This is a genomic window from Roseovarius sp. MMSF_3359 (assembly GCF_030733385.1).
Taxonomy (GTDB): domain Bacteria; phylum Pseudomonadota; class Alphaproteobacteria; order Rhodobacterales; family Rhodobacteraceae; genus Roseovarius.
In genome coordinates this window covers 375,645-399,544 of the sequence record NZ_JASHJC010000001.1, presented here as the reverse complement: position 1 = coordinate 399,544, position 23,900 = coordinate 375,645, and the positions used below count along the sequence as shown (strand labels likewise).

25 protein-coding genes, 1 tRNA gene and 1 pseudogene are annotated in these 23,900 nt (G+C 59.8%); 6 read left to right on the top strand and 21 right to left on the bottom strand.

Going from position 1 to position 23,900, the window contains the following annotated elements; all coding sequences use genetic code 11:
* Positions 1-42 precede the first annotated feature (42 nt).
* Positions 43-116: transfer RNA gene (locus tag RBB29_RS02045), tRNA-Gly, on the top strand.
* Between the two features lie 65 nt (positions 117-181).
* On the opposite strand, the gene RBB29_RS02040 is transcribed toward RBB29_RS02045, so the two are convergent.
* On the bottom strand, positions 182-658 hold the full coding sequence (locus RBB29_RS02040; protein WP_306113482.1) for a hypothetical protein: 477 nt from the start codon (positions 656-658) through the stop codon (positions 182-184).
* 97 nt (positions 659-755) lie between these two features.
* Here RBB29_RS02040 and RBB29_RS02035 point away from each other — a divergent pair, with 97 nt between their 5' ends.
* The gene (locus tag RBB29_RS02035; protein WP_306113481.1) at positions 756-1,031 is read left to right on the top strand and encodes a hypothetical protein; all 276 of its coding nucleotides are present in this window, start codon (positions 756-758) and stop codon (positions 1,029-1,031) included.
* Between the two features lie 546 nt (positions 1,032-1,577).
* Here RBB29_RS02035 and RBB29_RS02030 read toward each other — a convergent pair.
* The 8 genes from RBB29_RS02030 to RBB29_RS01995 form a co-directional block, all read right to left on the bottom strand.
* A complete protein-coding gene (locus RBB29_RS02030) occupies positions 1,578-3,260 on the bottom strand; it encodes an ABC transporter ATP-binding protein (protein WP_306113480.1) in 1,683 nt (560 codons plus the stop codon).
* 2 nt (positions 3,261-3,262) lie between these two features.
* Positions 3,263-4,486: an ABC transporter permease gene (locus RBB29_RS02025; RefSeq protein WP_306113479.1), complete on the bottom strand. Its 1,224-nt coding sequence runs from the start codon at positions 4,484-4,486 to the stop codon at positions 3,263-3,265.
* A 12-nt stretch (positions 4,487-4,498) separates the two neighbouring features.
* Positions 4,499-5,455, bottom strand: coding sequence for an ABC transporter permease (locus RBB29_RS02020; protein ID WP_306113478.1), 957 nt, complete (start codon positions 5,453-5,455; stop codon positions 4,499-4,501).
* 200 nt (positions 5,456-5,655) lie between these two features.
* The gene (locus RBB29_RS02015) at positions 5,656-7,263 is read right to left on the bottom strand and encodes an ABC transporter substrate-binding protein (RefSeq protein WP_306113477.1); all 1,608 of its coding nucleotides are present in this window, start codon (positions 7,261-7,263) and stop codon (positions 5,656-5,658) included.
* A gap of 26 nt (positions 7,264-7,289) precedes the next feature.
* Positions 7,290-8,900, bottom strand: coding sequence for an ABC transporter substrate-binding protein (locus RBB29_RS02010; protein ID WP_306113476.1), 1,611 nt, complete (start codon positions 8,898-8,900; stop codon positions 7,290-7,292).
* A 347-nt stretch (positions 8,901-9,247) separates the two neighbouring features.
* Complete coding sequence (locus tag RBB29_RS02005) at positions 9,248-10,558, bottom strand: replication-associated recombination protein A (protein ID WP_306113475.1); 1,311 nt, start codon at positions 10,556-10,558, stop codon at positions 9,248-9,250.
* 4 nt (positions 10,559-10,562) lie between these two features.
* Positions 10,563-11,942, bottom strand: a complete 1,380-nt coding sequence (locus tag RBB29_RS02000) for a trypsin-like peptidase domain-containing protein (protein WP_306113474.1) — start codon at positions 11,940-11,942, stop codon at positions 10,563-10,565.
* A 93-nt stretch (positions 11,943-12,035) separates the two neighbouring features.
* Entirely contained in the window at positions 12,036-12,197 is a 162-nt protein-coding gene (locus RBB29_RS01995) for a hypothetical protein (protein ID WP_306113473.1), read from the bottom strand.
* A gap of 172 nt (positions 12,198-12,369) precedes the next feature.
* Between RBB29_RS01995 and RBB29_RS01990 the strand changes: the two genes are divergently transcribed.
* Positions 12,370-13,266 (top strand): helix-turn-helix domain-containing protein, encoded by an 897-nt coding sequence (locus RBB29_RS01990; protein WP_306121095.1) that lies wholly within the window; start codon positions 12,370-12,372, stop codon positions 13,264-13,266.
* Positions 13,267-13,345: 79 nt separating this feature from the next.
* Here RBB29_RS01990 and rplQ read toward each other — a convergent pair whose 3' ends face one another.
* From rplQ to rplO, 7 genes are all read right to left on the bottom strand, one after another.
* The gene (gene rplQ / locus RBB29_RS01985; RefSeq protein ID WP_306113471.1) at positions 13,346-13,765 is read right to left on the bottom strand and encodes a 50S ribosomal protein L17; all 420 of its coding nucleotides are present in this window, start codon (positions 13,763-13,765) and stop codon (positions 13,346-13,348) included.
* A 118-nt stretch (positions 13,766-13,883) separates the two neighbouring features.
* Positions 13,884-14,900, bottom strand: coding sequence for a DNA-directed RNA polymerase subunit alpha (locus RBB29_RS01980; protein ID WP_306113470.1), 1,017 nt, complete (start codon positions 14,898-14,900; stop codon positions 13,884-13,886).
* Positions 14,901-15,010: 110 nt separating this feature from the next.
* Positions 15,011-15,400 (bottom strand): 30S ribosomal protein S11, encoded by a 390-nt coding sequence (rpsK, locus tag RBB29_RS01975; RefSeq protein ID WP_165196943.1) that lies wholly within the window; start codon positions 15,398-15,400, stop codon positions 15,011-15,013.
* A 15-nt stretch (positions 15,401-15,415) separates the two neighbouring features.
* The gene (gene rpsM / locus RBB29_RS01970; protein ID WP_306113469.1) at positions 15,416-15,784 is read right to left on the bottom strand and encodes a 30S ribosomal protein S13; all 369 of its coding nucleotides are present in this window, start codon (positions 15,782-15,784) and stop codon (positions 15,416-15,418) included.
* 389 nt (positions 15,785-16,173) lie between these two features.
* Positions 16,174-16,818, bottom strand: coding sequence for an adenylate kinase (locus RBB29_RS01965; protein ID WP_306113468.1), 645 nt, complete (start codon positions 16,816-16,818; stop codon positions 16,174-16,176).
* Complete coding sequence (gene secY, locus RBB29_RS01960) at positions 16,815-18,179, bottom strand: preprotein translocase subunit SecY (RefSeq protein ID WP_306113467.1); 1,365 nt, start codon at positions 18,177-18,179, stop codon at positions 16,815-16,817. The genes RBB29_RS01965 and secY overlap by 4 nt, the downstream gene beginning before the upstream one ends.
* 112 nt (positions 18,180-18,291) lie before the next feature.
* Positions 18,292-18,765, bottom strand: coding sequence for a 50S ribosomal protein L15 (gene rplO, locus RBB29_RS01955; protein ID WP_306113466.1), 474 nt, complete (start codon positions 18,763-18,765; stop codon positions 18,292-18,294).
* Between the two features lie 263 nt (positions 18,766-19,028).
* Between rplO and RBB29_RS01950 the strand changes: the two genes are divergently transcribed.
* Positions 19,029-19,817, top strand: coding sequence for a hypothetical protein (locus RBB29_RS01950; RefSeq protein WP_306113465.1), 789 nt, complete (start codon positions 19,029-19,031; stop codon positions 19,815-19,817).
* Positions 19,818-19,827: 10 nt separating this feature from the next.
* Here RBB29_RS01950 and RBB29_RS01945 read toward each other — a convergent pair.
* Positions 19,828-20,214 (bottom strand): annotated as a pseudogene (locus RBB29_RS01945) (ectoine synthase).
* A gap of 75 nt (positions 20,215-20,289) precedes the next feature.
* Between RBB29_RS01945 and RBB29_RS01940 the strand changes: the two are divergent.
* Positions 20,290-21,012, top strand: coding sequence for a VWA domain-containing protein (locus RBB29_RS01940; RefSeq protein WP_306113464.1), 723 nt, complete (start codon positions 20,290-20,292; stop codon positions 21,010-21,012).
* Between the two features lie 319 nt (positions 21,013-21,331).
* Positions 21,332-22,000 carry a hypothetical protein gene (locus RBB29_RS01935; RefSeq protein WP_306113463.1) on the top strand — a complete coding sequence of 223 codons (669 nt, stop codon included), beginning with the start codon at positions 21,332-21,334 and terminating at the stop codon, positions 21,998-22,000.
* A 113-nt stretch (positions 22,001-22,113) separates the two neighbouring features.
* Here the strand turns inward: RBB29_RS01935 and rpmD are convergent, their stop codons facing one another.
* From rpmD to rplF, 4 genes are all read right to left on the bottom strand, one after another.
* Positions 22,114-22,302: a 50S ribosomal protein L30 gene (gene rpmD, locus RBB29_RS01930; protein WP_069301454.1), complete on the bottom strand. Its 189-nt coding sequence runs from the start codon at positions 22,300-22,302 to the stop codon at positions 22,114-22,116.
* 12 nt (positions 22,303-22,314) lie between these two features.
* Positions 22,315-22,884 (bottom strand): 30S ribosomal protein S5, encoded by a 570-nt coding sequence (gene rpsE, locus RBB29_RS01925; protein ID WP_306113462.1) that lies wholly within the window; start codon positions 22,882-22,884, stop codon positions 22,315-22,317.
* Between the two features lie 106 nt (positions 22,885-22,990).
* Entirely contained in the window at positions 22,991-23,350 is a 360-nt protein-coding gene (gene rplR / locus RBB29_RS01920; RefSeq protein ID WP_306113461.1) for a 50S ribosomal protein L18, read from the bottom strand.
* Between the two features lie 12 nt (positions 23,351-23,362).
* On the bottom strand, positions 23,363-23,896 hold the full coding sequence (gene rplF, locus RBB29_RS01915; protein WP_306113460.1) for a 50S ribosomal protein L6: 534 nt from the start codon (positions 23,894-23,896) through the stop codon (positions 23,363-23,365).
* Between the last annotated feature and the right edge of the window lie 4 nt (positions 23,897-23,900).

The following is a 23,900-nucleotide window of genomic DNA, read 5'->3' as shown; positions in this document are numbered from 1 at the left end:
GCTTGAACTGCAGCGCCGCGCGGTGATATCCCAAACGACGCGGCGGGTATGGTGAAAAGGTATCACAGCAGCTTCCCAAGCTGTTATTGCGGGTTCGATTCCCGCTACCCGCTCCACGGCCTCGCACATTCCGGCGGATTTGCGCGACGACCACACCTCTCGTGGCGGGCGACATGGCCGGTTACTTTGGTGGCAATACCTTGTTTTGCAGGATAAAGAGCAGGACCTGACGGGCATCCTTGGTCTTCACCTCGTCCCGAACGCCGGTGACCTGGCAGCCGGTCTTGGCGATCACCGCGCGTTTGGCGCTCCGGTTCCAGGCGCCGCGCTCCCGCGGGTTGTCAAAATAGATCGGGGCGACCTTGAACGTATCGTCGATGATTTTCTTGGCGGCAGCATAATGTTGCGCGGCACTCGGTTTACCACCTTTCAGGCATTCCAGCGTGTAGGTTACACGCAGGATGGCCGCCGCCCGCCCGCTTGGCACGGTGTTGTAGGACCCGCGGACACCGCGCAGCAGGCTCTCCGTCTGATAGGTGAAGGCGGCCTTGGGAGCGTCTTCGGGCAGTCGCGGTATCTTGGCGTCTTGGGTAGCGGTTGTCCCGCAGGCGGCAAGCAGGAGCAGCACCGGTGCGAAGAGTATCAGGGAGGTTTTCATTTCGTGGTATTTCCTTTTCTGCCGTCAGAGGCCGCTTTCAAGGAAGGCGGTTTTTCCCCGTGAGGTCCTAGCCCCCATAGGTTGACAGGGGATCAACATGTCAACCGAAAAACTTGCAGGATTCAGCGATTACACCGGTGTCTGCCAGGCGACTCTGATTGCTCCACCATGCCCCCCGGACCGCCATGGCAGGGTAGAAAACGGTGCAAAATGGCCACATCCGGGCAGAACCGGCTGTTTCCACCCTGTAAACAATTCTTACGAACAGGTGATATGCAAAATTCCGCTAATTATTTTCATTTACTTTCAATGCCTTAAAGAGCATTTACAAGTTATGCACAATGCGACCGGCTCCCATGCAAAATCAACATAGGTTTTTAAGCATTTTTGTATTGCGTAACAGAATTTTTTGCCTATCTGGGAGGAGAACACAGGGTGTCCTGTGAAACCGATAACGTCAGCTTTAGGAGGCCTTCATGACCCGCGACGAACTGAACCGCGAACTTCGCATGCACAGCGCCACTTTTCCGGCTGTGTTCATCGTATATGCCACGCTCTTTGGGACATTCGTTGTCTCGGCGATGGCAATCGTCTGATCCACTTGGGGCCGACAGGCCCAGAGGACAAGCAATAAACGACAAAGCGCCGATGGTGGACATGCCATGCGGCGCTTGCTTTTCTCAACAGGAACCGTGACAGGGCGTTCCCTTCCGATGAAACGGAGGTACACCATGAACCGTGACGAACTCATCCGCGAACTCAGGATGCACAGTGCCACTTGGCAGGCTGTGGTGGTTGTCTACGCGCTGATCGTGGGCACGATGGTCCTGTCGGCGATGGCCATTCTCTGAACAAAGAAACGGCCAGTGGTCCTGCCACCCGCCGTTCCATCGTTTCTGATCTCCGGTGCGCTATGCGCTCACTGGACCTTGGGATCGTTTGGGTCGATCTGCGCAGCCGCGGCGTCCCCGAGGTTGTCGATGCCGCGCTCTTCGAGCAGCGTGGTCAACCAGTTGGGATCCATCTCCGGAACCGAGCTGAGCAACAGGTCGGTATAGGGATGGTGCGGCGGCGTGAACATATCGTCCTTTGGCCCCTGTTCGACCACCCTGCCCTGCTGCATCACGATCACCTCATCGGCAATCGACCGCACGGTCGCAAGGTCATGGGTGATGAACATGTAGGCCAGGTTCAGCTCGTTCTGGAGCCTGTCCAGAAGCCGCAGGATGCCTTCGGCGACCAGTTGGTCCAGCGCCGATGTGACCTCGTCACAGACGATGAAGGTCGGGTTCGCCGCCAGCGCCCGGGCAATCCCGATCCGCTGTTTCTGCCCCCCGGAAAGCTCCGGCGGATAGCGGTTGTAGAACTTGGACGGATCAAGTTCGATCAGGTCCAGTAGCTCGTCCACCCGGTTCTTGAGGTCCGCCCCGTGCAGGCCGGAATAGAACTGCGCCGGTCGTCCGATGATCTCGGAAATCTTGACCTTGGGGTTCAGCGCGGTATCGGCCATCTGATAAATCATCTGACATTGCCTGAGCTGATCGCGGTCGCGATTTCGGTAATCGTGCGGGAATGGCTCGCCCTTGAACAGCACCTCCCCCTTGGAGGGCGGCAGGAGGCCGGTGATGACCCGTGCAGTCGTCGATTTGCCCGAGCCGGATTCGCCCACCACCGCGACGGTCATCCCCTCGTAGATGTCGAAGGAGACGTCGTCGAGGATCTTGGGGCCACCGGTATAGGCCGCATCCACATTCTTGACCGAGATGAGCGGCACCGTGTCCTTGGGCCGTTGCCGCTGCGGGCTTTCGAAGCTGCGCACCGCCCAGAGGGATTTGGTGTAATCCTCCTTGGGGTTGTTCAGCATCTCCTCGGTCGAGGCTTCTTCGACCTCGTTGCCCTTGAGCAGCACCTTGATCGTGTCGGCCATCTGCGCCACGACCGCGAGGTCATGAGTGATGTAGAGCGCCGCCGTGTTGAACTGATCCACGATATCACGGATCGCGGCCAGAACCTCGATCTGCGTGGTCACGTCAAGCGCGGTTGTCGGCTCATCAAAGATGATGAGGTCCGGCCGGCAGGACATGGCCATCGCGGTCATCGCCCGCTGCAACTGCCCCCCCGAGACCTGGTGCGGATACCGGAAACCGATTTCCTTCGGGTTCGGCAGCCGCAGCCGCTCGTAGAGGTCCATCGCGTCTTCCTGCGCTTCCATGCGCTTCTGGATGCGATAGTGCAACGGCGCCTCGGTGTGCTGGTCGATGATCTTATGCGCCGGGTTGAAGGACGCCGCCGCCGATTGCGCCACATAAGCGATACGAGAGCCGCGCAACGCGCGTTTCTCACCTTCGGTGGCGGTGGTCAGCTCCATCCCGTCGAACTCGATCTTGGAGCCTTCGGTGATGCGCGTCCCGTCCCGTGCATAGCCCATCGCCGCCGCGCCGATGGTGGATTTGCCCGCGCCGGATTCCCCGATCAGGCCCATCACCTCGCCGCGGTGGAGGGTCAGGTCGACACCCTTGATGATGTCGACCCAGGTTTCATCCGAGTAGCCCTGAATCTTCAGGTCCCGGATCTTCAGAAGAACTTCTTTTTTCTTCGACATAATTATTGCTCCTTCAGACCGGAGGACCGGAACAGCATCCAGTCAACCACGAAGTTGACCGCAACCGTCAGCAGCGCAATGGCCGCCGCCGGGATAAGCGGTGTGATGTCGCCGAACGAGATCAGGGTCGCGTTTTCACGCACCATGGATCCCCAGTCCGCCGTCGGAGGCTGGATGCCCAGACCCAGGAACGACAGACCCGCGACGAGCAGGAACACGAAGCAGAATTCCAGACCGAATTCGGCCACCAGCGGGGCGGTCGAGTTGGGCAGGATCTCGCGGCGGATCAGGTAGCCTGTACCTTCACCGCGCAGCTTGGCCGCTTCGATATAGTCCATCACCACCACGTTGCCCGCGACCGCCCTTGTCAGGCGGAAGACGCGCGGCGCGTAGATGATCGCGACGGCACAGATGATGACCGGCGTCGAGGGGCCGAAGATCGACAGCATCAGAAGCGCGAAGATCAGCGACGGGATCGACATGATGACGTCCGCCACCCGGCCCATGAACTGATCGAACCAGCCGCCCTTGGTGGCCGCCAGAAGACCGGCACCGGCACCAAGCACGAAGGCCGCGACAGTGGCGGTCAAGGCGAGCCCGACCGAGTTACGTGCGCCGAAGACGATCCGGCTGAACATATCACGACCCAACTGGTCCGCGCCCAGAAGCATCTCCGCATCCGCGGGTGCGAAGGCGGAGGAGATCACCTCGGCCTCACCATGAGGCGCGATGTAGGGCGCGAAGATGCCCGCGATCGCGTAGGTGAAGATGACAAACATCCCGAACGCCGCCGTCAGAGGCGCAGTGCGCAGTTCCTTGGCGGTTTCCGTCTTCATCGCGATCAGGAGGATCACGATGATGATGAGCGCGAAGGCAAACTCACCGAAGCGCCACCCGAGCAGCCAGGCCAGGATGCAGTAGATGATCGGTGCGATCAGGCAGACATACATCACCGGCGGGTTGTTCGAGAAGGACATGCCCACGTTGCTTTCCGCCATCTGGATCAGGAACTCGCGGAAGGCGTAGGACACCATCGCCGTGAGGCCCAGAAGACCCGCGCAGATGGCCACCGCCTTGAGCGCGCCCGTGCCGCCGACGATCCCCAGGATGAAGGAGACCAGCGTCAGCGAGAAGGCGAGCAGGAAGACCTGCCGCTTGTTGAAATAGGCCGCGAGGCAGGACACCACCAGAAGCAGGGTGTAGTAGCCGATTACGAATAGACTCATCTCTCTACCCCCTTACTTCGGATGCCGCAGACGCGGGTTTGTCAGGATGGCGCCAACGTCCGCTGCAAGGTTGAGCAGGATGAAGGTCGCCGCGAAGATCAGGCAGCAGGCCTGCACCACGGGGAAGTCGCGTTTGGACACCGCGTCCACAAGCGCCTGTCCGATGCCCGGATAAACGAACACCACCTCGACCAGAACAACACCGGTGATGAGGTAGGCGAGGTTCAGCGCGACCACGTTGATGATCGGCGCCCAGGCATTGGGCAGCGCGTGCTTCACGATCACCTTCCAGGGCGGTGTGCCCTTGAGCCGCGCCATCTCGATATAGGGGCTGGCCAGCAGGTTGATGATCGCGGCACGTGTCATCCGCATCATGTGGGCCACGACGACCAGAACCAGCGTCAGCGCCGGCAGGAAGGTGCGTTGCAGCAACTCACCCAGCGTCATGCCTTCACTCAGGCTCGAAATCGCGGGGAACATGCCCCATTTGACCGAGAAGTAGAGGATCAGGATGTAGCCGAGGAAGAATTCGGGAGAGGAGATCGAGGTCAGCGTTGCCACGTTTGCCACCCGGTCGAAGATCGAGTTGCGCAGAAGTGCGACTAGGATGCCCAGGATGATGGCAACCGGAACCGCGATGACCGCGGCGTAGGCCGCGAGGAAGAGCGTGTTCATGAACCGCTCGCCAATCAGGGAGATCACCGGCTCTTTGGTCACGACGGATGCGCCGAAGTCAAATGTCACGGCGCCCGAAAGCCATCCGAGATATCTGACGATTGCAGGCTTATCCAACCCCATTTCCTTGCGCAAAGCAGCAAGGTTATCCTCGGTCGCCCCCTGGCCCAGAACCGCCTGGGCGATATCGCCCGGCAGAAGTTCGACCATGAAGAAAATTATGATTGAGATTACGAGTAGAATCACCAATCCGAGACCGAGCCGTTTTCCAACGAGCCCAAGAATGTCTCCCATCTGTCCCTCCTGTGTTGGTACCTAAGCCTTGCACAAAAAGACGTATGCAAAGCCGTGGCGTATATTTTTTGGCCGTAAATGTCCGAAAACTCGTCAGGAATTATCGCCATTCGGCAGTTTGTTTAGAAACCCTACACATTTTTCGGGTTCCGAAAAGTAAAAACCCGGCGCAAAAGGCGCCGGGTTCGTCGTTTTGGGTGTCAGCCCTCGAACCACCAGCGGCTCGCGGCGCGGGCGCCGTCGCACGGCCAACTGGCCGCAAGATTTTCGCCATGGCCGACGTTTTTGCGGCGCGCATAGACGAAGTTCGGGAAGAACGGAATGACCGTGCCACCGTCGTCGCGGGCCAGCGTCGCCATCTCGCGATACATCTCGGCGCGCTTGGCATCGTCGAGTTCGGCCTTTGCCTGACGCAGCAACTCGTTGAAGCGCGGGTTCTTCCAGCGGCTTTCGTTCCAGGCGGCATCGTCCTTGTAGGCGAGCGAATACATGACATCCGGCGTGGGGCGCGCGCCCCACTGGACCGCACACCACGGCTTCTTGAGCCAGACATCGGAATAGTAGCCATCGTTCGGCTCGCGCACGACGTTGATCTTGATCCCTGCGGCCTTGGCGTGTTCGGAGTAGAGAACACACATATCGACCGCCCCGGAATAAACCGAATCCGCAACGCTGAGATTGACTTCGAGACCTTCGGCCCCTGCTTTCTTGAGCAAGGACTTCGCCTGATCCGGATCATATTGGCGCTGTTCGATATCGGGCCAATAAGGCATCGCCGGCGAATGATGGAAGTCATTGCCCACCGATGCCGCGCCAAAGGCGATCTTCTCGATCAACTCTTCACGGTTCACCGACAGCTTCAGGGCGTTACGCACATCAACATTGTCGAAGGGTGCCGTATCCACCAGCATCGGCATCGTGATCGCCGCGGCCGAGGGCACATTGTCGATCAGCAGGTTCGGATCCCGTTGCAGCAGCGCCAGCGTTTTCAGCTCTAGCTGCGTCACCGCGTCCACGTCGCCGGTCACAAGGGCGGTCTGACGGGCGTTCGGGTCGTTCAGAACGATCACCTCAACCGCATCGAAATAGGCCCCTTCCAGATGCCAGCCATCATGCCGTTCGAACGTGTAGTTCACGCCGAATTCGGCTGAGGTCAGCTTGTAGGGGCCGCAGCCGTCGCCCGACTGCCAGTTTGCCGTGCCATCGTCATTGGCAGGAATGATCGGCAGGTGATAGTCGGTCATCAGCCATGGCAGGTCCGCATTGGCCGATCCCAGTTTGAAAGTGACCGAGTTGTCGCCGTTATCGACAAGATCGACCACATCCGCCAGCAGCGCCTTGGCCGCCGAGGTGGATTCTTCGCCGCGGTGATGGTTCATCGACGCAATCACGTCATTCGCGGTGACTTTTGCGCCGCTGTGGAATGTCGCGTTTTCGTTGATCTTGAAGGTCCATTCCTTGGCGTCCGGCGTCGCGCTCCATTCGCTGGCGACATCCGGCCCAAGCGTTCCGTCGGGCTCGATGAGGGTCAGGTAGGCGCGGAACGTATGCGCAACCTGGATCATCGAGAAGGTTACGTAAGTTCCGGGGTCATGGGTGTCGGACGTGTTGCCGTCATGCGCACCGAGCCGGAAATTTCCCCCCTTCGACGGGGCAGCTTTGGCTGATGTGCCCCACAACCCTGTTGCGGCGGACGCTGTCATCCCCGCGGCCACCGAATAATTCATGAAGGACCTACGCGAAATGCGGCCCTCGCGGGCCGCATCTGCAAGTCGGTCGATCATCATCTGATCTTTGACTTTCTTCATCTTTCTCTCCCTGTTGGGTTTTGGTCTTAGGTTTCGAACCACCAGCGATGCGCACCACGTGCACCGTCCAATGACCAGCTGGCCGCAAGTTGTCCCGTGTGCTTGACGTTTTTGCGTCGTCCAAACACGAAGTTCGGGAAGTACGGAATGACCGAGCCACCATCATCGCGCGAAATCATACCCATCTCACGGTACATTTCGGCACGTTTGGTATCGTCCAGCTCGGCCTTGGCCATCAGCAGCAATTCGTTGAACCGCGCGTTCTGCCAATAGGATTCGTTCCAGGCTGCATCATCCTTATACCCCAACGTGTACATCACGTCAGGTGTCGGACGCGCGCCCCAGGACACAACACACCAAGGCTTGGTCAGCCACACATCCGACCAGTAGCCGTCATTGGGTTCACGCACCACGTTGATGTTGATGCCTGCTTCCTTGGCGTGCGCCGCGTAGAGGACGCAGAGGTCGACCGCACCGGTCGTGATCGATTCAGCCGTGCTGAGGTTGATCGTCTGACCTTCCATGCCCGCCTTCTTCCAGAGCGAGGCCGCCTTGTCCGGGTCATATTCGCGCTGCGGAATATCGTCCGGCCAATAAGGCATCGCGGGCGAGTGGTGGAAGTCGTTGCCGATCGTCGCAGCGCCGAAGGTGATCTTGTCGACGATATCTTCGCGATTGATCGCCAGTTTCAGCGCCATCCGTACATCGACATTGTCGAAAGGTGCCTTATTGCAGTGCATCGGCATTGTGATGCATTGCGCAGACGGCACATTGTCGACCTCGACATTGGGATCCCGCTCGAGAAGCGACATGGTCTTGTTCTCAAGCAGCGTAACGGCGTCCACGTCGCCCGTGACCAGCGCGGTCTGACGCGCGTTCGGGTCATTGATGACGATATACTCCACCTCGTCGAAATACGCGCCTTCGCCGTGCCACTCGTCATGACGCACCAGGCGCGAGCCAACACCGAATTCATGTTCGACCAGCTTGTAGGGGCCACAGCCATCGGCGGACTGCCAGTTCAGGGTTCCATCCGCATTCGCAGGACAAATCGGCAAGTGATAGTCCGGCATGATCCATGGCAGGTCAGCATTCGGCGCGCTCAGCTTGAACGTGACCGAATGATCGCCATTGTCGACGATCTCGGCGACGGAGCCTAGGAGCGCTTTTGCCGCCGAGGCGGAATCTTCGCCACGGTGGTGGTTCATGGATGCAATCACATCCGCGGCCGTTACCTTGGCCCCGGAATGGAATGTTGCGTTGGGGTTCAGTTTGAAGGTCCACTCTTTCGCATCCGGTGTCGCCGACCATTCGGTCGCAACGTCCGGCCCAAGCGTCTGATCAGTGTTGATCATCGTCAGGAACGCGCGATGCGTGTGCGCCAGCGAAATCATCGCATAGGACAGATACGAACCGGGGTCGTGGCTGTCACTGGTGTTACCGTCATGTTGCGCGACGCGGAATTTACCACCGCGTTTGGGTTCAGCTTTGGCCGAGGTTCCCCAGAGCCCCGTCGCCGCACTTGCTGTCATGCCGGCCGCCACCGAGTAGTTCATGAACGAACGGCGCGAGATCTTCCCTTCGCGCGCCGCATCGGCCAGGCGGTCAATCATCATCTGATCTTTAATACTAGTCATAGTCTCTCCCTGTGACTTTTTCAGTCTTATCGTCGTTTAGAACTGCCGATGGTCCGGCCAGATACCTTGATTTTCTCGGTCCCCAGCGTCGAACGGCAGTCCGTTTGCGACATTTTCACACCAAAGCACGAAAATTCAAACGCATCTACCCCGCAGGGTCAAATTATCATAAATCTTATGTGTGATTCAGAATTCCTGAAGTAATATATGGACTTGGGCCAAATTGTGGGGTCCAGCGCCTGCGGTCAGGGCGGTTAACCGAATGGTCAAAAAACGACATTCCTTTCCCGCGGCCAAACCCCATCTTCGGTCGGTTTTCGACTACCTTCAGAAACCATCTTTCGGATCTAATCCGCCCGCCGCGCCCGCAGCTTCGCGAAATAGTCCAGCCGCCGCTTCAATTCGCGCTCAAAACCGCGTTCAACGGGCTGATAGAGAACCGGCCGTTTGATCCCTTCGGGGAAGTAGTTCTGACCTGAGAACCCGTCCTCGGCATCGTGGTCATAGGCGTATCCGTCGCCATACCCCTGATCCTTCATCAACGCGGTTGGTGCGTTGAGAATATGCTTGGGTGGCGGCTCCGACCCGGTGCGTTTGGCCTCCTTCATCGCGGCCTTGTAGGCGACATAGCCGGCGTTGGATTTCGGGGCGAGCGCGAGGTAGGTCACCGCCTGCGCCAGGGCCAGTTCCCCCTCGGGGCTGCCCAGGCGTTCATAAGTCTCCCAGGCTTGTACGCAAATCCCCTGCGCCTGCGGATCGGCCAGACCGATATCCTCCACCGCCATCCGGGTGATCCGCCGCGCCAGGTATCGCGGGTCTTCGCCCCCGGTCAGCATCCGCGCAAACCAGTAAAGCGCCGCATCGGGGTCCGAGCCGCGCACCGATTTGTGCAGCGCCGAAATGAGGTTGTAATGCTCATCCCCGCCCTTGTCATACTTGGCCGCGCGTTTCATCAGCCGCGTGGTCAGGGCATCGGTGTCGAGCTTGGTATCGGTCTTCCACGCCGCCACCTGCTCGATCAGGTTGAGAAGCGCGCGGCCGTCGCCATCAGCCATCTCCAGGAGCGCCTCGCGCGCGGCCCCATCAAGCGGCAAGACCCGGTCGAGTTCTCTTTCGGCGCGTTGTGTCAGCCGTTCGAGATCCGCAAGATCAAGCCGCTCCAGCACCAGGACCTGCGCCCGGCTCAAGAGCGCCGCGTTCAACTCGAAACTGGGGTTTTCGGTCGTGGCCCCCACCAGAAGGATCGTCCCATCCTCCATATGCGGCAGGAACCCATCTTGCTGCGCCTTGTTGAAGCGATGGATCTCGTCGACGAAGAGGAGCGTCCCCTGCCCGTTCGCGCGCCGATGCTTGGCGGCTTCGAACACTTTGCGCAATTCCGGCACGCCGGTGAAAATCGCGCTGATCTGTACGAAATGCAGGTCGGTTTCATCCGCCAGAAGCCGCGCGATCGTGGTCTTGCCGACGCCGGGCGGTCCCCAGAACACCAGCGACGTGAGCGAACCGGAGGCCAGCATCACGCCAAGCGGCGCCTCGGGACCCAGCACCTGCTCCTGCCCGATCACCTCGGAAAGGGCGCGGGGACGCAACCGGTCCGCCAACGGACGCGGCGCGGTGTCGGGGACAGCCCCCGGGGCGGTATCGAAAAGATCGGCCATCAGATCACAGCCTGAACCGGAGCACGCTGCGCTGCGTGCCGCGCTGCACATCCAGCGACAACCAGCGCATGCGCTCCTCTAAAAGCGCCGCTGCGGTGTCGGTATCCACCGCGTCGGTATCGTTAATCCCCCGCAGGATGTCGCCGCGCCGCAGCCCGGCGCGCAGGCCCGCCCGCCCGGGATCAACCACCAGCACGCCACTCGCCGAAAGCCCCAGCCCGTATTCGTCGATCACCGCCGGGTTGATGTTCGACAAGGTCATGCCGGGGATGGCGGATTTCCGGCCGGTTTGCACCTCGGCGCGCGGCGGCATGTCAGGCGCCGGGATCAAGCGGACCGTCACCTCGCGCGCCTCACCGTTGCGAATGACGCTGATCCGGGCGGTGTCGCCCATGCCCGCAACGGACATGCGATAGATCATCTCGGCAGGTGTGTTCACGGTCAGGCCATCCACGGCCACGATCACATCGCCGGGCCGGATTTCGGCATCCATGAAGGGACTTTGCTCATGCACCTGCGAAATCACGATGCCGCCAGGGCGGTCGAGGCCAAGACCTTCGGCCATATCCGCCATCACCGGCTGACCGCTGAGGCCCGCCCAAGGCCTCGTGAACCGATCCTTGCCCGCGCGGGCCTGCGCCACGAACTCAGAGACGAGCGCGCTCGGGATGGCGAAACCGATGCCGTTCGATCCGCCCGAACGCGACAGGATCCAAGTGTTGATGCCAATAAGCCGCCCCGCGACATCGACTAGCGCACCGCCGGAATTGCCGGGATTGATCGGCGCGTCGGTCTGGATGAAATAGCCGCGCGCATTGCCCATCGCCACGCCCGAGCGCGCAAGACCCGAGACAATCCCGCTGCTGACCGTCTGGCCGACGCCAAACGGATTTCCGATGGCCAGCACAAGCTCGCCCACTTCGACGCTGTCACTGTCACGCAGCTCCAGCGCATGAAGCCCCTCCGCCTCGTCAATCTGCAGAATGGCCAGGTCGCTTTCTTCGTCCGCCAGCAAAACCCGCGCGGAGAACTCGCGCCGGTCGGTCAGAACGACCCGAATATCCGTGGCCTGCCCGACAACGTGGTAATTCGAGACGACGATGCCGTCTTCGGAGAGGATCACCCCGGAGCCAAGCGAATTTTCCACCCGCTGGCGCGGCGCGCCGAAGTCACGAAAGAGGTTGTCGAAGAACGGGTCGTTGCGGAACGGGTTGGTGCGGACATTGACGACGCGCTTGGCATAGATGTTCACCACGGCGGGGGCCGCCTGCTTTACCACGGGCGCAAAGCTCAGTTGGATCTGCGCCTGGCTCTCGGGAACCGCGGTCTGCGCCGACGCCATCCCGCAGGTCAGGATCATTGCCAGAATGAGTGAACGCAACATGGTCCGCCTTTTCGTCCGTTTCCTTGCATATGCGCGTGACGGCGGATGAATGCAACATTTGGACGGCGGTATGCTGCGCCCGGGCGTGGCGGATCAGCCGGTTGGTGACCTGTCCTTGGGGGCGGGATGGAACACCCGGCGCCCCGGGCGCCAATCCTCTGGCTCGGCGCGCGGGTGGCGGTCATTTCGCGGCGGGACAAAGAACGGGTTCATCAGGTTCAGAAAACTATAGGTGTCGGGGATAGGACGGGTCATGTGCAGCCTCCGTGCAGGGTTCTGCGACTGAAACTGCGCGGGTCGTCGCGGCTTTCCCACCGACCCGAGCCGCCAACCCGCCACAACCCGTAAGTCACCCGTAAATCCCTTGGCAGACCCTCCCGCGATGGGTCATGGTCACGCCAACGCAATCAACGATCCCGCAGACCCGATGACCAACCGCCCTTCTCTCTTTGCCAAAAAGCTGCGCGACTGGCGCGCCAGCCACGGCGATCATGGCCGCATAACGCAGGAGATGTTGGCAGAAACGCTGGGTGTCAGCGTCGACGCGATCAGCAAGTATGAACGCTCCGCGTCCTTCATTCGCGGCGATCTGGAGCACCGATTGGCCGAACATCTGGGGTGGAGCCGTGACGACATTCTCGCCTGCCGCGAGGATTGGAACACGCGGCAACACCGTCCGGCACAAAGCGCCTACCGCCTGCTGGATGACGCGAGCGTTGCGGCGCATTTCGACGGATCATGGCACAAAGCCATCGCGACCATGATCGACATGGTCGACCACGAACTAGGCAGGCTGCCCGATGAACTGGCCGCCAATGCCGACATCTTCCTGCCGATCTACGATACCTATCGCGACAGTTGGGCCGCTGTGCTCCATCAGGGCTGTATAATTGCAAAATGGGCGCTTCCCCTTCTTCTGCCGGAGGACGAGGCGCGGTTTCGCGATGGTCGCCTGATCGAGGCCGACATGTCGGTCGACCGGATCCACCGCCCCCTTTTACCCGGCACCTATTTCGGCTATTGCCCCGCGCTCGTCGTCTGCAAGGGGCATGAGGCGGCGGCGCCACTTCTGATGTCCTCTTTCGTACACTACCTGGAAAAACTGGCCGAGCGCGAGATTCTGTTGCACGGCTTCGGCACGATTGCCTGCTCGGAGGGTGGCAGGCAGGTATGTCGCGATCTGGGGATGATCCGGCTGGGGGCCTATTGCACGGGCGCGTCCTTCGACGTCTGGGAGATGACCGGCGCCACGATTGCGACGTCGATCTTTGCGCGGCGCAGTCCGCTGCTGCGCCGATGCTACACGGACGCCTTCACATCCTGACGCATCCTGGCCGCACAAAAGAAAACGCCGCCGGAGAGTATCCGACGGCGCTGCATTCTTGGGCTTAGCCCCCGGATGCTTATTCTTCTGCGGCGTCTTCAGCAGCAACGCGTGCCTTGTCGGCAGCGCCTTTGGCATCGACGTCGCGGTCAACGAATTCGATGATCGCCATCGGGGCCATGTCGCCATAACGGAAACCGGCCTTGAGGACGCGGACGTAACCGCCATTGCGCTCTTTGTAGCGCGGGCCAAGGACGTCAAACAGCTTGGTGACGTACTGGTCCTGCTTGAGTTGGCTTGCGGCCTGACGGCGGGCGTGCAGATCGCCGCGCTTGCCGAGCGTGATGAGTTTTTCCACCACCCGGCGCAGTTCTTTGGCCTTGGGCAGCGTGGTCTTGATTTGCTCATGTTCGATGAGCGAGCCGGCCATGTTGGCCCAGAGCGCCTTGCGGTGCTCGTGGGTGCGGTTCAGGCGGCGATAGCCTCGTGCGTGACGCATGATTTCATTCCTTCGTGTTTTGCTTTGTCCGGCGGTCTGATGCGTGTCAGCCGCTCTCCTTGGGGCAGTATTGCCCGTGTTTTCCCCGGATCAGGCCGGGCAGTGACGAAGACGCGCGTTAAAACGCGTCTTCGAATTTCTTCGCCAGATCTTCGATATTGTCCGGCGGCCAATCCTCGACATCCATACCCAGGTGCAGCGCCATGCCGCTCAGGACTTCCTTGATCTCGTTCAAGGACTTGCGGCCGAAGTTCGGGGTGCGCAGCATCTCTGCTTCGGTCTTTTGGATCAGATCGCCAATATACACGATATTGTCGTTCTTCAGGCAGTTTGCCGAACGGACGGAAAGTTCCAGCTCGTCTACCTTCTTCAAGAGAAGCGGGTTGAACTCGAGACCATCATCCTCGTCCTGACGGCTGGCGCTTTCGGGCTCTTCAAAGTTCACGAAGATCGAGAGCTGATCCTGGATGATCCGCGCGGCGTAGGCCACGGCATCGTCCGGCGTGATCGAGCCATCGGTTTCAACCTTCATGGTCAGCTTGTCATAGTCCAGAACCTGACCTTCGCGGGTCGGCTGCACGTCATAGCTGACCTTCTTGATCGGCGAATAGATCGCGTCAACCGGGATCAGGCCAATCGGCGCATCCTCGGGCTTGTTCTTGTCGGCGGCGACATAGCCCTTGCCGGTATTCACGGTCAGTTCCATGAACAGATCCGCACCCTCGTCGAGGTGGCAGATCACGTGATCCTTGTTCAGAACCTCGATACCCGCGCTGTCCGAGATATCGCCAGCGGTGACAACGCCCGGCCCCTTGGCCGTGACCGAAAGGCGCTTGGGCCCTTCGACTTCCATGCGCAGGCTGACGCCCTTGAGGTTCAGCACGATGTCGGTCACGTCTTCACGTACACCGGCCACCGACGAGAACTCATGCAGCACGTTGTCGATCTGAACGCTGGTGATGGCAGCACCTTGCAGCGACGACAGCAGGACGCGACGCAGCGCGTTGCCCATCGTCAGGCCGAAACCGCGCTCCAGCGGTTCAGCCACGACAGTTGCCTGGCGGATCGGGTCATTGCCCGGCTTCACCTCCAATTGCGTCGGCTTGATCAGCTCTGCCCAATTTTTGTGGATCATGTGTCCCTCCATTCCTGTTCAGCCCTCATGTCCAAAAAGGCGGAACGCCCGAGGTTAAAATGACGGAATGGGGCCGTGCAGAACACGCGGCCCCAAAGCAGTAAAAAAGATCAGACCCGGCGGCGTTTCGGCGGGCGGCAACCGTTGTGCGCGATCGGGGTCACATCACGGATCGAGGTGATGTTGAACCCAACGGCGGCCAGCGCGCGCAGCGCCGACTCACGGCCCGAACCGGGGCCCTGCACTTCGACTTCGAGTGTGCGCATGCCGTGTTCCTGTGCCTTGCGGCCCGCATCTTCGGCGGCCATCTGCGCGGCATAGGGGGTGGATTTGCGCGAGCCTTTGAAGCCCATGGTGCCTGCCGAGGACCATGCAATGGCGTTGCCCTGCACGTCCGAGATCAGGATCTTGGTGTTGTTGAACGAAGAGTTCACATGCGCAACGCCGGTGGCGATGTTCTTGGAGACCTTCTTCTTTGTACGACGGGTATCGCGTGCCATCAGATCAGCCCTCCCTTATTTCTTCTTACCGGCAATGGCCTTTGCGGGGCCTTTGCGGGTACGAGCGTTGGTGTGGGTGCGCTGACCGCGAACCGGCAGGTTGCGGCGGTGACGCAGGCCGCGGTAGCAGCCGAGATCCATCAGGCGCTTGATGTTCATCTGAACTTCGCGGCGCAGGTCGCCTTCGACGTTCAGGTTGGCATCAATGTGTTCGCGGATGGTCAGAACCTCTGCATCGCTCAGCTCGTTCACACGACGCGACTGGTCGATGTTCACGGCTTCACAGATGGCCTTGGCGGTCGAGTGACCAATTCCGGTGATATATGTCAGGGCGATTGGGACCCGTTTAGAGGTCGGGATGTTTACGCCGGCAATACGTGCCACGTGTCTTTTCCTTTCGTTGCGGTTCCGTAGCTCCAGAACCTTTTTTCACAACGTAGGCCCGAGGCGTTTTCGCTCCGGGCCGCAGCTGAATTCAGGTGGTCGATTCCGCGTCGGGGGCGACCCGAGAAAGAATCAATTCTCATGCGAGATGGTGCTGGTTATGGGGATTTTCCGGGGGCGTCAACCCCTGCGTGAAACTTAGCGGACACCAGGGCAAATACGACGCCGAAGTTCCATATCGAATACATATCTGCCCGACGTTTCATCCCCGCAAAGATCGAGGCTCCACGTCAAATCTTCGACGACCATTCCCGCGAAAAAACCTGCCGCGAACATCAACAAACCTCCGATGACAAGCCCGGCCAAAAATGGCGCCAACCGAAACTTGTTCAGCTATCCAACGCCGCCGATATCTCAGCCTGAACCTCGTCGATCTCGCCCAGCCCGTTGACCCAGCTCAGGTTGCCCTTGGCGTGGTAGTAGCCGATCAGCATGGAGGTTTTCTTATAATACTCCATCAGGCGGTTCTTTAGGCTTTCCTCGTTGTCATCCGCGCGGCGCTTGAATTCGGTATTGCCGCATTTGGTGCATTTGCCATCCGCCGGGATGGGCTTGGTGATGTCGTTATAGACCTCGCCACAGCCCGCGCAGGTCGAGCGTGCGGTGATCCGGGCCACGAGCGCATCATCATTGACTTCCATCGCGACGACCTTGTCGAGCGTCTCGCCGGTCTCGTTCAGAAGCTCCGCCAGGGCATCGGCTTGCGCCAGCGTCCGGGGAAAGCCGTCGAAGATGAACCCGCCCTGCTTGTCGCCTTGCAGCTTTTCACGGATCAACCCGATCACGATCTCATCGGTTACCAGGTCGCCCCGCGCCATGACATCGGCCACGATCTTGCCCATCTCGGTGCCGCTGTCCTTGGCTTCGCGCAGCATATCGCCGGTAGAAAGCTGGATCATGTTGCGGGTTTCGACGAGAAGATGTGCTTGTGTGCCTTTGCCCGCGCCCGGCGGTCCCAGTAGAATGATGTTCATCGGCGAGTTGTTCCCTTCCTCCGTGCACGCTTGCGACCCTTGCCGCTGAGCTGCGATTTTTCGATCAGGCCTTCATATTGATGCGCCAGCAAATGCGACTGGACCTGTTGGATTGTATCCATCGTCACGGATACCACAATCAATACTGAAGTACCGCCGAAATAGAACGGGATCTGCAACTGGCTGCGCAGGATTTCCGGCAGGAGACACACCGCCGCCAGATAGGCCGAGCCCAGAACCAACACGCGGGTGACCACATATTCCAGGTATTCGGCGGTTTTCTTGCCGGGACGAACACCGGGGACAAAGCCGTTCTGGTTCTTGAGGTTATCGGCCACCTCGTCCGGTTTGAACGAGACGTTGTAGGTATAGAAATACGCAAAGAACACGATCATCAGCGTGAAGAACAGCAGGTATGCCGGCTGACCCGGGCCGAAATAGGCGAGGATCGTCGACATGATCGGGCTGGTCTGGTTGCCCGAGAAGGTGCTCACTGTGACCGGCAGAAGCAGGAGCGAACTCGCGAAGATCGCCGGGATCACGCCTGCGGGGTTGACCTTGACCGGCAGGTGGCTTGAGCCGCCGTCATAGACCTTCATGCCCACCTGGCGGCGCGGATACTGGATGTGGATCTTGCGGAGCGAGCGTTCCATGAAAACCACGAAGGCGATGGTGACCACGACGAGGATCATCACGCCAATGATGACCGCCGGGCTGATCGCTCCCGACCGGCCCGAGGCAAAGAACTGCGCCAGGGCGGCGGGAAGTTCGGCGATGATGCCCACGAAAATGATGAGCGAGATGCCGTTGCCGACGCCGCGCGCGGTGATCTGCTCGCCCAGCCACATCAGGAACATCGTGCCACCCACGAGGGTGATCATGCACGAGACGATGAAGAACATGCCGGGATCGGTGGCAAGCCCACCGGCCTGAAGGCTCGCCGCCATGCCGTAGGATTGCAGCGTGGCCAGGAACACCGTGCCGTAGCGGGTATACTGGTTGATCTTCTTGCGACCCTGCTCGCCCTCCTTCTTGAGCTGTTCGAGCTGCGGCACCATCGCCGTCAGAAGCTGCACGATGATCGAGGCGCTGATGTAAGGCATGATGCCCAGAGCAAAAATGCCCATCCGGCCAAGCGCACCGCCCGTGAACATCGACAGGATGCCGCCGATGCCTTGCGAGGCTTCTTCCATGAACGCGCGCAGTTCGGCACCATCAATCCCGGGCACGGGGATATAGGTCCCCAACCGGTAGACGATCAACAAACCAAGCGTGAAGAAGATGCGATTGCGAAGATCGGTTGCCTTGCCCAATGCCGACCAGCTGGTGTTGGCGGCCATTTGCTCTGCTGCAGATACCATTCGCGGTCTCTCTCTAAAGTCCAACGCCGCCACAAGCTGTTTTCCAGCTCGGGCGGCGTCAAAAGGAAAACTTGAGGTTTATGTAAGGCGCCGATGCGCCTGCCACAACCTCTTATTCAGCCGCCTGCGCGGATGTGATCGTCAGTTTGCCGCCGGCTTTTTCCACCGCTTCGACGGCAGATTTCGAGGCGCCGGTCACTTCCAGCTGCACTTTGGCGCTGATTTCACCCTTGGCGAGGATACGCACACCGTCGAGCTTGCGGCGCACAACACCGGTCTCGACCAGCACGTCCTCGGTGATCGCTTTCTTGGCGTCGAGCTTCTTGGCATCGACGAATTTCTGGATCAGACCAAGGTTCACAACGGCAAATTGCTTGCGGTTGGGCTTGTTGAAGCCACGCTTGGGCAGACGTTGGTAAAGCGGCATTTGACCGCCTTCGTACCCGCCGATGGCCACACCCGAACGGGATTTCTGACCCTTGATACCCCGGCCACCGGTTTTACCCATACCCGAGCCCGGACCACGGCCAACGCGCTTGCGTTTCTTGGTGGCGCCGGGATTGTCACGCAGTTCATTCAGTTTCATTTCGCTTCTCCTAAGCCGGATGTGACCCCCGAAGCGTAACGGGCCAACCACGGCATTTCTTGATTGTTGAGTCGTGCAGCCCTGAGGGCCACCGGGGGCGTATAGACGGGGATTGCGCCGGGATCAAGCATAGATAGCACGGCACGCCTTTCCCCTCGTCCGATTGTAACCCCGACATCGACTGGACAAGGCGCAGCCCTATATGAGACAAATCCTATAGTTGATTTAAGTTCTTTTCTTGCACGTTTTTGGAGTTTTTACCGATGCCACAGTTTGACCTGTTCTCGAAACTGCTCAAGATCAACCCGCTGGCCGGGAAATTTGTGACCATCGGCCTGCTTGTTCTGACCGCGGCGGCGGTTGTGGTCAGCTTTGGCGTCGCGCTCGACAGCCTGATCCGCACCGGGCTTGTCGTCATCGCCTTTTCGGTGGCCGTTTTCATCCTGGTCAACCTCCACGGCCTCTTGATCCGCGTGATCGGCTGGGTCCTGACCATCGCCTTTTGTGTCTGGCTGTCGGCCGTGGTTGCCCAGACCCTGACCGGGGGCAAGATCACCTGGCTTGCCTCCACGCAATGCCTGATCTTTCCGCTTTCCAATAGCTGCGCGATCACCCAGGGCTCCACGACCGAGACCATCGCGGCACTAGACGAGGACACGGTGCCTGCCGCAGATGATGCGACGCAACCGGACCGGGGTGGAAATACGCCCGACGAACCCGCCGTGGCCCCGCACCCACCAGTCACCGCCGTCCTTGTCCGGTTCGCGGGGCTGCTGAGCCGCGAAGAGATCACGGAATACGCCGAGACCCTCGCCGAGGACGGCTGGCCCGTGGAGGACGCGGAAACGGGCGGCGAACGGACCGGCAAATCCGCAGGCCTCAACGAAGTCCGGTTCTTCCATCCCGAAGACCGCCCCGCCGCCGAGGCACTTGCCCTTCGGTCATCGCAAATTTCACCGGCAGGTCATGCGCTGTCGGTCCGCGACCTGTCGCAAACCAAATTCGCATCGCTCAACGATACAGGCGTTCTCGAGGTCTGGATCAGCAACTAGGGTCAGCTTCCTATGCGCTCGCGGCATAGCTCCCGTCGGCGTCATGCACCTCCTGCCCGGTCAGCGCCGGCGTGAAGATGCAGATGAGGCGCAGATCGGATTTGGTCGCCCGGATGATATGGGCGTCGTGGTTGTCGAGCACATACATCGTACCCGGCACCAGCGGCCAGGTGCGGCCAGTGGCGACCTCTTCGACCTCGCCCTCCCCCGCGATACAATAGTTGGCCTCCAAATGGTTCTAGTATTCAAGATGCTGCGTGCTGCCCTGCTTGACCAGCGTGTCGTGAAAGGAATAACCCAGCCCGTCGCGGGCCAGCAGGATGCGGCGGCTTTCAAACGCCTCTCCGGTCACGTGATCGGGTGTGCCAAGCGTCTCTGACAGTGTTTTGATGAACATCGTGCGGTCCCTTCATTGATTTCCAAGACACTCTAGTGCCAGACTTGGACTATGAGAACGGGTTGCAAACCACATTTGTCCACGCTGATCGGTGTCGTGGTGCTGTCGGTCCTCGTGGCGCCCCCTGCCCCAGTTGGGGCGGCGTCAAACTGCGCGGCCGATGCGATGCTGGTCTTCGATGGCTCCGCCTCGATGGCAGAGGTCGGGTTTGATCCGACCGCCCCCACCCGCATCGACGACGCCCGCGAGGCGATGCGCCGCGCCATGCCGCAGATCGCCCCCGTCCGGCGCGTGGGCCTCCTGGTCTATGGCCCGGGGCCGGAGGGGTCATGCGACGGGATCAACCTGCATTTCGCCCCTGTTCCGGATGCGGCGGACCCGGTGGTTGCAGCGATTGATACGGTCGATCCCAACGGGCTGACACCGCTTACCGCCTCCGTCCGCGCCGCAGCCGAGATCCTGGACTACCGCAACCAGCCCGGGATCGTCGTGCTGGTGACCGACGGGAACGAGACCTGCGGCGGCCGTCCTTGCGCCACCGGCAAGGAGCTCGCCATCGCCGCGCGGGATCTCACGATCCACGTCATCGGCTTCCGTGTGGTCGCCGACCCGTTTGCCTGGGACAGCCCCGAGGCGGGGGTGTATTCCGATGGCGCGTCGGTCGCGAAGTGCCTCAGCGATGGCACCGGGGGCCGATATGTCTCGACCGACACCGTGGACGAACTGGCCGAGGCGTTGCAGGAAACGCTCGGCTGTGCGCTGATCGGACAAATTCCACCGGCAAGACGTCCTACCTAGCCACGCGAAAAGCCAGAGTCAGGCACAACAGAGGGCAGCGCCTGACCCTGGGATGGCGCTTGCAACCTCAGCTAGAAGCGCACCAGCCGCCAAGCCATCCAACCTCAGTTCAAACCGCAACGTCGCCGAAGCGCCCTCCCAGGGTCGGGCGCTGCCCGGGCAAGCCGGGCTGTCACCCAGATCAAACCATTCGGTTATCACGCAACAAATCGATTATTGGTTCGATTGACAGATAGCTCCGCCTATAGTTGCTCTGCTACCCACCGCCTCCCGATATCGATGCTCGCTCAAGTAAATGAAAACGTCTGACGAAGGAACTATGAAAGAAAAATTTGAAGCTCTCATACTGCAACTGCATGAAATCGTTCAACAACAGACAGACTTCGAAGCGTTGTTAAACGATCTTTCTACGCGACTCTCGGCCCTATCAGGTGCTTTTGAAGATTTGATGGACCTAAATCAACAGTATGTAAAAACTAATCCCAATGTACCTAAAGTACATTTTGATCCGGACACCAGCGTGCTTTCGGTCGAAGAGGACGGTGTTCGCAGAAAAGTCGCGAAACTGAATAGGGCCGATCCAGATGTACCGATCGAGTATATCGGGGGAAACACCGTAACTGGCTTCAAACCAAAGCCCCCCAAAGACCCAGTTGTTGAGCATGAAGAAATCGGACGAAAATTAGCATACAACCTTGAAGCCTATTATCGAGAAGCAAGCAAAATCTGGGACATAGTAGACGAAGATTTACTTGGAAAGAAAAAATCCCGGTTCATTGGTGCCAAGATGGTCCGAAACAAGTTGATCGAGCACGGTGAAGAAGGGCAAATTCGCGCCTTCGGAACCGATGATCTAAGTGGCCCCAAAATCCGACCTCAATACAAGAAAAAGCCAAAACAAAAGTGGGAGGATTTGGGTTTAGTACCCAACACAACAGAACTGCTTGAAAGAATTTTGGGGCGTTTGGAGCAGTTTAATGACAGTTGAATCGCAAATCACAAACACAAGTCTTTTCAGGGCCTCGAAATCGAAAACGCCCCGGCTACCATGAACCAGGGCGCTTCTGGATGTCGGGTAGATTTAGCTCACAATGCCCGATCTCAGCCCTTTTCTTCGATGATCTCGACCATATGCGGGATCTTGGCGATCATGCCGCGCACGGCGGGGGTGTCTTCCAGCTCGCGGGTCTTGTGCATCTTGTTCAGGCCCAGGCCGATCAGCGTTTGGCGCTGTTTTTCCGGGCGGCGGATCGGGGAGCCGATCTGTTTTACAACGATGGTCTTGGCCATGTGTCCGTCTCCTTACGCTTCTGCCGCTTCGGCGGCAGGTGCCGGTGCGTCATCCTTTTTCAGGATGTCGGCAACCTTCTTGCCACGGCGCTGTGCGACCATGCGGGGGCTGGCCTCACGGCCCAGACCGTTCAGCGTGGCGCGGATCATGTTGTAGGGGTTCTGCGAGCCGATCGACTTCGCAACAACGTCCTGCACGCCCAGCATCTCGAACACGGCCCGCATCGGACCACCGGCGATGATCCCGGTACCGGTCGGCGCGGTGCGCATGACCACTTTACCGGCGCCATGGCGGCCTTCGATGTCGTGGTGCAACGTGCGGCCTTCGCGCAGCGGCACGCGGATCATCTGACGCTTGGCTTGCTCGGTGGCCTTGCGGATCGCCTCGGGCACCTCTTTGGCTTTACCCTTGCCGAAGCCTACGCGGCCTTTTTGGTCGCCAACAACGACCAGAGCAGCGAAGCCAAAACGCTTACCACCTTTAACTGTTTTCGATACGCGGTTGATTGCAACCAGACGATCGGCGAATTCCGGCGTTTCGTCGCGGTCGCGACCTCCACGGCGGTTGTCATCTCTTGCCATTGTGGCGTCCTTTCCATGCGGGCCACCCGGCCCTGTTTTCTTCAATCCCAGTGGGCCGAAGCCCCCGGATCATCGAGACGGCCCTGAACGGGCCGCCTGCGCTGTCTTAGATTTTCAAACCACCTTCACGGGCGGCGTCGGCGACTGCCTTGACCTTGCCGTGAAAGAGGAAACCGCCACGGTCGAAATAAGCTTCGCTTACACCGGCCTTCTTGGCGCGTTCCGCAATCGCCGCACCCACCTTGGTGGCTGCTTCGACGTTGTTCTTGCCAACCACGCCTAGATCCTTTTCCAGGGTCGAGGCCGAGGCCAGTGTCACGCCGTTGACGTCATCAATCAGCTGCACGCTGATATTCTTCGACGAGCGGTGAACGCTCAGGCGCGCGCGCCCTGCATTGACCTTGCGAAGTTTGTTCCGAACGCGCAGGCGGCGCTTAAGGAACAGAGTTCTTTTGCTGTTTGCCATTTTATCGCGTCCTTACTTCTTCTTGCCTTCCTTCTGGAAGATATACTCGTCCTTGTAGCGGATGCCCTTGCCCTTGTAGGGCTCGGGGCGCCGCCAATCGCGGATATTGGCCGCGACCTGACCGACGAGTTGCTTGTTCGTGCCCTCGATGACCAGTTCGGTCTGCTTCGGGGCCGTGACAGTCACTCCAGCGGGAACTTCGAAATCAACGTCATGCGACAGACCCAGGTTCAGTTTGACAATGTTGCCCTGAACCGTGGCCCGATAACCCACACCGCGGATCTCAAGCTCTTTCTTGAAGGTTTCGTTGCAGCCCTGGACCATGTTCGCGATCACCGTGCGGGTCATGCCCCACTGCTGACGCGCACGCTTGGACTTGCCGCGCGGTGTCACGGTGACCTGGCCTTCTTCGACGGCCAGCGTGACATCGTCAGTCGCGGTGAAGCTTTGCGTGTCTTTCGGGCCTTTGACCTCGATGGTCTGACCCGACAGGGTTGCGGTCACACCAGAGGGCAGTGCGACGGGTTGTTTTCCGATACGAGACATCTCA